Genomic DNA, 11,522 nt, shown 5'->3' on the forward strand with positions numbered 1-11,522 from the left:
ACGACAAGCTCATAGCAAACTTCATGGGCTTCGTCATGCTCGCCGCAATTCATATCCAATTGCGATAAAACTTAATTCCTCACTACGACCTAGAGCGTTTTCAAGCAAAGTGGAGATCAGTTTGCGTGAAGAAAGCGCGTAATATCAAAAACTTATAGCATTTCGGCGTTTCAATGAAATGTCGAAATGCTATAGCGGCCGTTACTTCGCCTGCGCCGCGGTGTCAGGCACCAGCTCCGTCTCGATGACGAGCTTCACGTCGTCGCCGATCTGGGGAACGAGGAAGTTCAGCCCCCATTCGCTGCGGCGGATCGTTCCGGTGGCGGAGAAGCCGAGCGTCGCGAGCTTCGAGACGGGGTGCGCGGCCATCGAGCCGTTGAAGGTGACGTCGAGCGTTGCCGGGCGGGTCTCGCCACGGAAGGTCAACTCGCCCTCGACGGTGCCGGTCTTGTCGCCGGTGACGCGGATCGTCCTGGAGACGAAGCGGATCGGCTTGCCGGCGAGGAAATCAGCGTCGCCGCCGACCTTGGCATCGAAGTTCTCCTTCTCAGGCCACGGGTAATCGGTGCGGACCGAGAGCGGATCGATGTCGACGGTGAGCACCGAGGCTTCGGGTTTCTTCGGATCCCATTCAAGGCGTGTGTCCACCTTGACGAACCGGGCGGTGTAGTTCGACAGCCCCAGATGGTTGAGCGACCAGGTAAGGCTCGTGTGCGACGGGTCGTTCCTGTAGACGCCGGCGGGCGCCCCGGCGTCGGGTCCCGCGGCGAGGGCGGCCGTCGCCGGGAGAATGAGGGCGGCGCAGAATGCTGCGATGCGGAGCATGGTGTGTTTCCTTTGCTGCGGTTGTCGGGCGGCGCGATGCGGCACGGGTGATAAAGGGCACGAAAGGCCAAAATATCAAGCGACCAAAATGTCGAGCAGCGTCGTGCGCCGCGGCATGACAGGCAGCGGGAAATGCATCACACCAGAACCGCCGCGACGGGGCGGCGTGGCGAGAACGGCAGCGAAGGGCCGTAGCCGAAGCGCATCACGATATCGGGCCGCAGTCCGCTCTCGCCCGCGAGCGCGGCGAGTTCCGGCCGCAGCCGTGCGACTTCGACCGCCTGGTTGACGAAGGCGTGGCGCAGGCCGAGGCCGGTTGCCGTGAGTGCGAACCGCTGGCAGGCGCGGCCCACGGCGATCCAGTGCGCCCGGTCCTCCCCCTCGGCGAGGAAGACCGCGACCCCGGCCGAGGAATCCATCTGGCGCGCGTATTTGTCGCGTTCACCGGCAGCGGTGAAGAACAGGTCGAGAGCGATGCCGCCGAGCGGCTCCGGCAGGACCGGGTTGCCGGTCGTCGCCGAGAACAGCCCGTCGCCGGAGGCCATGGCGGCACGTGGGCTGAAGCGCAGCCAGTGCTTCAGCTCTGCGATGAAGGCCGGATCGGCCATCTGCGCGTCGTTGCCGGCGATGACGAGGTCGCGCAGGCGGTCGATCTGCGTCCTCTCCGTGAAAAGGACGAGGCGCACGCCCGGCATGTCGGCCGCTGCGCGCAGCTTGTCGAGATCGGCGGCCGCCAGCGGCCGCCCGTCATAGTCGGCGCGCGTCGACTGGCGCGCCGGAATTGCGGCCAGCAACGGGTCGGGCCGCGCCTGAGCTGTGGAAAAAGCGTAGCGCACGCTCTCGCCTTCAACCGACAGCGCGCCGGGGCGCCCGCTCGCCGTCGCCGCGATCAGCAGGTTTTCGGCCGCGCAGCCGAGGCTGACGAACAGGTGATGATCGTCCGGATCGACCGCCGGCGTCCGGCGTGAGGGATCGGGCAGAATGTCGATGGTGCCGCCGTCTGCGTGGAAGCGCCACGGCTGGGTGTTGTGGCTGTTGGCGGCAAGCGTCGCGTAGCGGATGAGATCGAGGATCTGCGGCTCCGGCGCCAGCGCGGCGCGCAGGCGGCTCGCGTAGGCCTCGTAGCCGGCCATCGAGCCGACGGAGGATCGCCAGCCGTAGACGCCGAGGCCGGTAAGCAGGAGCGTGCCGCCGGCGACAGTGAGCAGGTTGCGTCTGTTCATGCGGCGGCCTCCTCGATGCCGGGAGCGTTTACGGCACCAGCACCGCCGCGCCCTGGAAGCGGCCGTGGCGCAGGTCGTCCAGCGCCTCGTTGGCGCGGGTCAGCGGGTAGACGGCGGTCTCGGCCCTGACGCCGGCCTTCGGCGCGAGGGCGAGGAACTCCGTGGCGTCGGCGCGGGTGAGGTTGGCGACCGAGACGATCTGCCGCTCTTCCCAGAGGATGCTGTAGGGGAAGGAGGGAATGTCGCTCATGTGGATGCCTCCGCAGACAACGCGCCCGCCCTTCCTCACCGCCCGCAGCGCCGTCGGCACCAGCGCGCCGACGGGCGCGAAGATGATGGCGGCGTCGAGCAGCACGGGCGGCGGCTCCTCCGACGCGCCCGCCCACGCCGCGCCGAGGCGTAGTGCCAGCGCCTGCGCGCCGGTGTCACCGGCGCGGGTGAAGGCGTAGACCTCGCGTCCCTGCCACTGCAGAACCTGCGCCAGCAGATGCGCCGCCGCGCCGAAGCCGTAGAGGCCGATGCGCTTGCCGTCTCCGGCCATTTTCAGCGACCGCCAGCCGATCAGTCCGGCGCACATCAGCGGCGCGGCGGCGATCGGATCGTCGAAGCCGTCCAGCGGGAAGGCATAGGCCGCGTCGGCGATGACGTGCGTGGCGAAGCCGCCGTCGCGGGTGAAGCCCGTGAATTCGGGCGCGTCGCAAAGGTTTTCGCGGTCCTGCGCGCAGTAGGGGCAATGGCCGCAGGTGTGGCCGAGCCACGGCACGCCGACCCGTGTTCCCGCCGCCGGCCCCTCGACGCCCGGCCCCAGCGCGTCGACGCGGCCGACGATCTCATGTCCGGGCACGACGGGCAGCTTGCCCTCCGGCAACTCGCCGTCCACCACATGAAGATCGGTGCGGCAGACGGCGCAGGCCTCGATCCGGACGCGGATTTCGCCGGCGCCGGGTGCGGGCAGGGGGCGCTGTTCGAGAACGAGCGGCGCGCCGGTGCTGTGCAGAACCATGGCGCTCATTGTGCCGTCGGTCGCCGCTGCCGGGTCAGATTGTCGCTGTGCGGTCATCATCCGTCCCTCCGGTCCTGCGCATGGACGAGTACCGGCGCGCATCCTGCCACGGCGAGGACAGGGAGCCAATACGCCACGCGCCGGAATGACCGCGACAAAGGGCGCGGAGCACTCCCGCCGGCTTTGGCCACGTCGCGATGTCCACAGGCTTCATCCAGCCTCCGGACTGCCACATTCCGCCGGTGTCTGCTGCGCAAAAGGGCGTCATATGGACCCCGGATGCGACGTCGTGACTCATTTTAAGGCAACCGTCGGCCTGCGTTCCGGGCATACTGTGGCAAAGAAGCGATAGGCGCCTCAAGCAACCCGTGCTTTAATGGCTGAGTTAATACAGAGTCAAAAAGCCAGATTGGATATCTTCTACTTTGCCTTATTGGAGGCGGACCCATGATAAAATTAACCCGCCACTTGCTGGGAGGAGCGGCATGTCTTGCCGCAGTCTCTTCTGCATCGGCCGCCGATCTGCCCGTATCGAAGAGCGCGCCGGTCGAATACGTGCGCGTATGCTCCGCGCATGGTGAGGGCTTTTTCTATGTGCCGGGCACCGATAGCTGCATCAAGATTGGCGGCCGCTTGCGCACGGATTTCGCCTATACGCAGCCCAAGGGCTCTACCGTTACCGAAACCGATGGAAACGGCAACGTGACCGCCGCGTGGCGCGACGGCCGCTATCGCGACGCCACCGGCATGAGGGCGCAGGCGCGCCTGGAGGTGGACGTGCGCACGCCGACAGATTACGGCACGCTGCGTGCCTTCCTGCGCTACGAAATCGAAAAGAACACCGGGATCTTCAGCGATGACGAGAGCGGCGCGCTGGTCGACAGCGCCTATATCCAGTGGGCGGGCGTGACGGCAGGCCGCCTCCAGTCGTTCTTCGATTTCTATGCCTCGGACCTTAACTTCGGCAACGGTTTGCAGGGCACGTTCGGCTCGGATACGATTAACAACCTGCTCGCTTATACGGCGACCTTCGGCGCCGGCTTCTCCGCGACGATCTCGCTCGAAGACCGTGGCACCCGCAATGTCGGCGAGGACTGGTACGACGTCGCCGGCCAGCGCCTGCCGGATGTGGTCGCGAACCTGCATGTGGAGCAGGACTGGGGCTCGGCGCAATTGTCGGGCGCGCTGCGCCAGCTCAACTCGGGCGCGCTCTACGGGCCGTTCGCTCAACGGGTTGATACAACCTATGGCTGGGCCGTTCAGGGCGGCGTGAAATTCTCGTTGCCGACACTCGCCGAGGGTGACGTGCTGTGGCTGCAGGCAGCCTATGCCGACGGTGCGCTCACCTATATCGGCGCGGGCGACATCGAGACGGGGGACTTCCTGTCGATCGCGGCGGACGGCGCCATCGTCAACGGCGATATCAAGACGACGCGCGGCTGGAACGCGACGGCGTCCTTCCTGCACTACTGGACGCCGTCTGTGCGGCAGAGCCTGTGGGGCAGCTATACGGACGTGAGTTACGACAACGCGGTCAAGGCGGACTATGCGGCGCTGCGCAACTTCGATGTCTGGACGGTGGGCTCGAACCTGATCTGGTCGCCGGTGAGTTCCTTCGATATCGGCGTCGAGGTGCTGTATTCGAAGGCCGAGCGGAAGAGCTTCGCCGGCGAGATCATCGACAGCCGCCAGAAGTCGGAAGATCAGGTGCAGGCGCGCCTGCGGCTCCAGCGCGAGTTCTGAGCGTCAGCGGCCGAAACGGGGCCTGATAAAAATAGAGCCCGGATCGTCCTGCTGGACGGTTCGGGCTTTTTGCCAGAACTATAGAGCGCCAGACGTTCCGGTGGAATGAGACCGTGCGCTCTAAAGTTTATATTTTGCCGCAAATTTTCTTAAAATTGATGGATCGACTTGAATGCAAATTGCTCCAGACGGTGTGGTCATGTCATAGAAACGGTGACACTTTCCAGTTTTTATTTTTACGCAACTCCAGCAAAAGTGGCGCCCGCTTTTGCTGGAGTTGCTTTGGAGCAAAATTCCGTCTCAAGTCGAATGCATTTTACTCTGGCGTGGATCAGGCCGCAGCGCCCGGCCCGGTCCTGCGGTCAGGGCTGGTCGTCCTCATCCTCGTCGCGCCGGGTGCTGGAGAAGACGTCACCGAGATTGATCTTGTCGTCCGCGTGCGTCGATTCATCGTCCGCATCGGCATCGTCGTCGCGCTTGAGTGTCTTGAGCTTGGCAAAGACGCTGTCCACGTCGATATCCTCGTCCTCGCGCCGCTTGGACGGCGCGCTGCCGAAGGACGAGGCAAAGCCGGGCTGCTCGTCGGGCGCCGTCGAAACCTCGGTGGGCAGCAGGCTCTGGCCACCATCGACCTGCGGACGTGCAGGCGCATCCTTGGCGGAGCGCGACACCTCGAAATCGAGGTCGATCTGCGAGCACAGGCCGAGCGTCACCGGGTCGGCGGGCGTGAGGTTGGCCGAGTTCCAGTGCGAGCGGTCGCGAATCTGCTCGATCGTCGTCTTGGTGGTGCCGACGAGGCGCATGATCTGCGCATCCTTGAGTTCGGGATGGTTGCGCAGCAGCCACAGGATGGCATTGGGACGGTCCTGGCGGCGCGAAACGGGCGTGTAGCGCGGGCCCCGGCGCCGTTTGGCCTCCGGCAGCTTGACCTTGGGCGCCGACAGGCGCAGCACGTGCGACGGATCGGCCTCGCCACGGCCGATTTCCTCGCGTGTCAACTGGCCGGTAACGGTCGGATCGAGTCCCTTGATGCCGGCGGCGACCTCGCCGTCAGCGATGCCCTTCACCTCAAGCGGATGCAGCTTGCAGAACTCGGCGATCTGCGAAAAGGTCAATGCCGTATTGTCGACGAGCCAAACGGCGGTTGCCTTGGGCATCAGCGGTCCGGTGCTCATAGGGGGCGGCTCCTTGCGTTGTCCATCGCGGCCTGGCGATGGCGCGGATATTCGGTCGTCGGGCGGAAGATGCCGCCTGCCCGATGTCTCACGCGACTTGTCGGCCAGGCAAAATATCCCGCTTTCCGGCCCGGCCTCTCCGGCCGGGGCGGTCAACGACCACCAGATTGATGGGAAGACTTTTCGGAATATAGGGAAGGGCGGCCGAAATGGCAATTGATCGTTCACGCAAAAATGCGGAACGCGCCAAAAACCGCCTTTCCCCCCGCCGCCTTTCCCCCCGCCGCCTTTCCCCCCGCCGCCTTTCCCCCTGCCGCCTTGCCGGCCGCAGCCCCCTCCCGGCCCGGGCTGGCGTCATTCCGCCAGCTTGGCGAGCAGCGTGTCGGAGAACTGGGCGTTGGTGTAGACGTTCTGGACGTCGTCGCCGTCCTCCAGCGCCTCGATGAGGCGCAGCACCTTCTCGCCCGCCTCGTCATCGACGGCGACGTCGTTCTGCGCCTTCCAGATCAGACGGGAGGCGCGCGGTTCGCCGAACGTGGCCTCAAGCGCCTTGGAGACGGCGGCGAGCGATCCCTGCTCGCAGTAGATCTCGTGGGTTTCCTCGTCCGAGACGACGTCGTCAGCGCCGGCCTCGATGGCCGCTTCCAGCACCGTGTCGGCGTCGCCGACGCTGGCGGGGAACTCGATGAAGCCGACGCGGTCGAACATGAACGACACCGCTCCGGTTTCCGCAAGGTTTCCGCCTGCCTTCGTGAAGGAGGAACGCACGTCGGAGGCGGTGCGGTTGCGGTTGTCGGTCATCGCCTCGACGATGAGCGCCGTGCCGCCGGGGCCATAGCCCTCGTAGCGGATTTCCTCGTAGTTCTCGCCGTCGTTGCCGGCTGCCTTCTTGATGGCCCGCTCGATGTTGTCCTTAGGCATGTTCTCGGCGCGTGCGGCGAGGATGGCGGCGCGCAGGCGCGGGTTCATGGTGGGGTCGGGCAAGCCGAGCTTCGCGGAGACGGTGATTTCACGCGCAAGCTTGGCGAAGAGCTTGGAGCGCATCGCGTCCTGCTTGCCCTTGCGGTGCATGATGTTCTTAAACTGCGAATGTCCTGCCACGGGTGCCTCCGGAATGCGGGCGGCTCGGCAGGGCGCGGTCAGCCCGGGCGGCCGGCCCGGATAGTACGGTTGATGCTTGTGTTACTGCGCATAACCGCAAAATTCCGCCCGCGCAACCCGGCCCGGCGGGAATGAAGGCCGCCGGGCCGGGATCGGGCGGTCTGGCGTCAGGCCGCCAATTATCAGGCCGCCAGTTATCAGGCTACCTTGGGGCCGATGGCGAGCGTGAGCGGTTCCAGCCCTTCCACGCTGGCGACGAGGTTGTCGCCGGGGACCAGCGGGCCGACGCCGTGCGGCGTGCCGGTCAGGATGACGTCGCCCGGCGCCAGCTCGAAAAAGGCCGAGAGGCGCGCGATGATTTCCGGAATTTTCCAGATCAGCAGGCCGATGTCCGATTCCTGCGCGACAACGCCGTTGACGGAGAGCGCGATGCGCCCTTGCGTGAGCAGCCCGGTTTCGGAAACAGGGCTCAGCGGCCCCGCGGGGAAGGAGCGGTCGAACGCCTTGGCGATCTCCCAGGGCTTGCCCTCCCGGCTCTGGATGTCGCGGCGCGTCAGGTCGAGACCGACGCCATAGCCCCAGATGTGGCCATTGGCCTCATTCTCCGCTATGTCGTGGCCCGCCTTGCCGATCGCCACGACCAGCTCGACCTCGTGGTGCAGATTGTTCGTCTGCGACGGATAGGGGATGGTCGTGCCCGCGTCCACGACGGCGTCCGCGGGCTTCTGGAAGAAGATCGGCGGATCGCGGTCTGCATGGCCTCCCATCTCGGCCACATGGGCCGCGTAGTTGCGGCCGATGCAGTAGATGCGCCGTACCGGAAACCGCGACCGGCTGTGCGCCACCGCGATGCTCGGCTGCGGGGGCGCGGGGATGACATAGTCGGGCGTATCTGTCTGCGTTTGCGAAGTCATGCCAATTGCCTCATGAAGGACTGCGGGACGCGCATTGTTCACCGCGTGGCGCCCGGATTTCAACCGTGCCGCCGGGCCGTGCGTTCGGCATCGTCGGGCAGGTCGATGCCACGCCGGTAACGCCGGCGAATCGCGCATGGAAGAAGGGCGGTTCCAAGCAGCGGTTCCATGCAAAAGCCCGGCGGCAGGGTGCCGCCGGGCCGGAAGGCCGGGCCTGGCGCGATGCGCCTTACCGATCCTTGAACGCGGGTGCGCGCTTTTCGATGAAGGCGGTCATGCCTTCCTTCTGGTCTTCAAGCGCGAAGAGCGAGTGGAAGACGCGCCGCTCGAACCGCAAGCCTTCCTCCAGCGTCGTCTCCGACGCGCGGTTGACGGCTTCCTTGGCGATCAGCGTCACCGGCAGCGAGTGGAAGGCGATGGTCTTCGCGGTCTTGAGGGCGTCGTCGAGCAATTCCGCCGCCGGCACCACGCGCGCGACGAGACCGGCACGCTCGGCCTCTTGAGCGTCGATGAAGCGGCCGGTGAGGACGAGTTCCATGGCCTTGGCGCGGCCGATGAGCCGGGTGAGGCGCTGGCTGCCGCCCATGCCGGGAATGACGCCGAGCTTGATTTCCGGCTGGCCGAACTTCGCCGTGTCGGCGGCGATGATGAAGTCCGCCATCATGGCAAGCTCGCAGCCGCCGCCCAGCGCGAAGCCCGCGACCGCCGCGATGACCGGCTTGCGAACGGCGGGCAGGCGTTCCCACGCGCCGAACCAGTCGGCGAGGTACATATCGATGTAGCCCTGCGGCTGCATCTCCTTGATGTCGGCGCCCGCAGCGAACGCCTTCTCCGAACCGGTGATGACGATCGCGCCGATGGAGGGGTCGGCGTCGAAAGCCTGCGCGGCGGCGAGCACTTCCTCGGTCAACTGGCGGTTGATGGCGTTGAGCGCCTTCGGGCGGTTGAGCGTGATCAGGCCGACGCGGCCGCGCTCGCCCTCGCCGTGCACTTCGGTGAGAATGGTCTCATAGGTCATGGGGCTTGCTCTCCTTCAATTCCCGCCGCCCGTTCCGCCGCGAAGGAAGCGGATGATGGCGGAGAAATCCTCATTGCCATGGCCCAATTTATCGAACAGGTCAAACAGTTGTGTGGCGTGCGCGCCGAGCGGCGTCGCCGCGCCCGACGACAGCGCCGCGTCCTGAGACAGCTTCATGTCCTTGAGCATCAGCGCCGCCGCGAAGCCGGGCCGGTAGTCGCGGTTGGCGGGCGATGTCGGCACCGGCCCAGGCACGGGGCAGTTGGTGGTCAGCGCCCAGCACTGGCCCGAGGACGTGGAGGCGACGTTGAAGAGCGCCTCGTGGGTCAGCCCCAGCTTTTCGCCGAGCACGAACGCTTCCGCGACGCCGATCATCGAGATGCCGAGGATCATGTTGTTGCAGATCTTGGCGGCTTGCCCGGCGCCCGCTTCTCCGCAATGCACGGCGCGCTTGCCCATGGCGAGCAGGATGGGCTCCGCCCGCGCGAAGGCCGGCTTGCTGCCGCCCGCCATGAACGTCAGCGTCGCCGCCTGCGCGCCGACCGTGCCGCCGGACACCGGCGCGTCGAGCGTGAGATGGCCGCTCGCGGCGAAGAGGCCATGGGCGTTGCGGGCGCTGTCGACGTCGATGGTCGAGCTGTCGATGATCAGCGCCTCCGGTTTGACATGCGCCGCGATCTCGTTCCAGACGCCGAGCACCAGTCTGCCGTTGGGCAGCATGGTGACGATGACGTCCGCCTCCGCCACGGTCTCCGCGGCGGAGGCCGCGATCACGACGCCCGCTTCCTTTGCCGCCTCGCGTGCGGCGGGCGCCACGTCGAAGCCGGTGACCTTGTGATGCGCCTTGACCAGATTGGCCGCCATCGGCCCGCCCATGTTGCCGAGCCCGATAAAGCCGATCGTGCTGCTCATCCGTTCTCTCCCCTGGTTTTCTTGTGACTGTCGTCCATACGCGGCGGCCGGCGTGTTCACCGGCCGCCCGCCAGATTCAGCGCATCGTCGGGATGACGAATTCCGCGCCGTCCTTGATGCCGGACGGCCAGCGGGAGGTCACGGTCTTCGTCTTGGTGTAGAAGCGGATCGAGTCCGGGCCGTGCTGGTTGAGGTCGCCGAAGCCCGAGCGCTTCCAGCCGCCGAAGGTGTGATAGGCGATCGGCACCGGGATCGGCACATTGATGCCGACCATGCCGACGTTGACGCGCGCGGCGAAGTCGCGTGCCGCGTCGCCGTCGCGGGTGAAGATGGCGACGCCGTTGCCGTATTCATGGTCGGAAGGAAGCGCCAGCGCCTCCTCGTAATTGTCGGCGCGGACCACGGAGAGCACGGGGCCGAAGATCTCCTCCTTGTAGATGCTCATCTCCGGCGTGACGTTGTCGAACAGCGAGCCGCCGATGTAGAAGCCGTTCTCATAGCCCTGCAGCTTGAAGCCGCGTCCGTCGACGAGCAGTGACGCGCCCTCCTTCACGCCGGCCTCGATGTACGATTCGACGCGCTCCAGCGCCTGCCGGGTGACCAGCGGGCCGTAGTCGGCGGCTGCGTCCGTCGCCGGGCCGATGCGCAGCTTCTCGACGCGCGGCACGAGCTTTTCCGCGAGCCTGTCCGCCGTTTCCTTGCCGACGGGCACCGCGACGGAGATCGCCATGCAGCGCTCGCCGGCCGAGCCGTAGCCCGCGCCGATCAGCGCGTCGACCGTCTGGTCGAGATTGGCGTCCGGCATGATGATCGCGTGGTTCTTGGCGCCGCCGAAGCACTGCGCGCGTTTGCCGGTTTCGGCGGACCGCGTGTAGATGTACTGCGCGATGGCCGAGGAGCCGACGAAGCCGACAGCCTTGATGTCGCGATCGTCGAGAATGGCGTCGACGGCCTCCTTGTCGCCGTTCACCACATTGAGAACGCCCGCCGGCAGGCCCGCTTCGAGGAAGAGTTCGGCAATGCGCAGCGGCACGGACGGGTCGCGCTCGGACGGCTTCAGGATGAAGGCGTTGCCGCAGGCGAGTGCGGGAGCGGCCTTCCACAGCGGGATCATGGCCGGAAAGTTGAAGGGCGTGATGCCCGCCACCACGCCGAGCGGCTGGCGCATCGAATAGACGTCGATGCCCGTGCCGGCCGATTCCGTGTATTCGCCCTTGAGCAGATGCGGGATGCCGACGGCGAACTCCACGACTTCGAGCCCGCGCTGGATGTCGCCCTTGGCGTCCGGCACCGTCTTGCCGTGCTCGCTGGCAAGCAGTTCGGCGAGAGAGTCGTACTCCTTGTGTGCGAGTTCGAGGAACTTCATCAGCACGCGGGCGCGCTTCTGCGGGTTCTGTGCCGCCCAGCCGAGCTGGGCGGCCTTCGCGTTTTCGATGGCCTCACGCAGTTCGTCGCGGCTCGCCAGCGCCACGCGCGCCTGCACCTCGCCGGTCGACGGATTGTAGACGTCCGCGAAACGCCCGCTGCGGCCGGCCACGCGGCGGCCGCCGATGAAATGTCCGATGTCGCTCATGGTGTCGCTCCCGAATGCGATGCGAAACCGCCGGT

10 protein-coding genes are annotated in these 11,522 nt (G+C 66.3%); 1 reads left to right on the forward strand and 9 read right to left on the reverse strand.

All coding sequences use genetic code 11. The features are described from left to right. Positions 1-201: 201 nt before the first annotated feature. The 3 genes from FHS82_RS03825 to FHS82_RS03835 all read right to left on the reverse strand — a co-directional run bounded on the left by FHS82_RS03825 (position 202) and on the right by FHS82_RS03835 (position 3,060). Positions 202-825 (reverse strand): YceI family protein, encoded by a 624-nt coding sequence (locus tag FHS82_RS03825; RefSeq protein WP_166949002.1) that lies wholly within the window; start codon positions 823-825, stop codon positions 202-204. Between the two features lie 137 nt (positions 826-962). Continuing rightward, a complete protein-coding gene (locus FHS82_RS03830) occupies positions 963-2,048 on the reverse strand; it encodes an Acg family FMN-binding oxidoreductase (RefSeq protein WP_166949004.1) in 1,086 nt (361 codons plus the stop codon). Positions 2,049-2,076: 28 nt separating this feature from the next. After that, positions 2,077-3,060 (reverse strand): zinc-dependent alcohol dehydrogenase family protein, encoded by a 984-nt coding sequence (locus tag FHS82_RS03835; protein ID WP_166949006.1) that lies wholly within the window; start codon positions 3,058-3,060, stop codon positions 2,077-2,079. A 438-nt stretch (positions 3,061-3,498) separates the two neighbouring features. On the opposite strand from FHS82_RS03835, the gene FHS82_RS03840 reads away from it, so the two are divergent. Then, a complete protein-coding gene (locus FHS82_RS03840; protein ID WP_166949008.1) occupies positions 3,499-4,794 on the forward strand; it encodes a porin in 1,296 nt (431 codons plus the stop codon). Positions 4,795-5,156: 362 nt separating this feature from the next. Here FHS82_RS03840 and FHS82_RS03845 read toward each other — a convergent pair whose 3' ends face one another. From FHS82_RS03845 to FHS82_RS03870, 6 genes are all read right to left on the reverse strand, one after another. After that, entirely contained in the window at positions 5,157-5,969 is an 813-nt protein-coding gene (locus FHS82_RS03845; protein ID WP_166949010.1) for a DUF1013 domain-containing protein, read from the reverse strand. 354 nt (positions 5,970-6,323) lie between these two features. Further along, complete coding sequence (locus tag FHS82_RS03850; RefSeq protein WP_166949012.1) at positions 6,324-7,070, reverse strand: YebC/PmpR family DNA-binding transcriptional regulator; 747 nt, start codon at positions 7,068-7,070, stop codon at positions 6,324-6,326. 197 nt (positions 7,071-7,267) lie between these two features. Beyond that, on the reverse strand, positions 7,268-7,984 hold the full coding sequence (locus tag FHS82_RS03855; RefSeq protein ID WP_166949014.1) for a fumarylacetoacetate hydrolase family protein: 717 nt from the start codon (positions 7,982-7,984) through the stop codon (positions 7,268-7,270). A gap of 229 nt (positions 7,985-8,213) precedes the next feature. Then, the gene (locus tag FHS82_RS03860) at positions 8,214-9,002 is read right to left on the reverse strand and encodes an enoyl-CoA hydratase (protein ID WP_166949016.1); all 789 of its coding nucleotides are present in this window, start codon (positions 9,000-9,002) and stop codon (positions 8,214-8,216) included. 15 nt (positions 9,003-9,017) lie between these two features. Further along, positions 9,018-9,974 carry a 3-hydroxyisobutyrate dehydrogenase gene (mmsB, locus tag FHS82_RS03865; protein ID WP_343042498.1) on the reverse strand — a complete coding sequence of 319 codons (957 nt, stop codon included), beginning with the start codon at positions 9,972-9,974 and terminating at the stop codon, positions 9,018-9,020. 16 nt (positions 9,975-9,990) lie between these two features. Further along, entirely contained in the window at positions 9,991-11,487 is a 1,497-nt protein-coding gene (locus FHS82_RS03870; RefSeq protein ID WP_166949020.1) for a CoA-acylating methylmalonate-semialdehyde dehydrogenase, read from the reverse strand. Between the last annotated feature and the right edge of the window lie 35 nt (positions 11,488-11,522).

The sequence above is a fragment of the Pseudochelatococcus lubricantis genome (assembly GCF_011762225.1).
Taxonomy (GTDB): Bacteria; Pseudomonadota; Alphaproteobacteria; order Rhizobiales; family Beijerinckiaceae; genus Pseudochelatococcus; species Pseudochelatococcus lubricantis.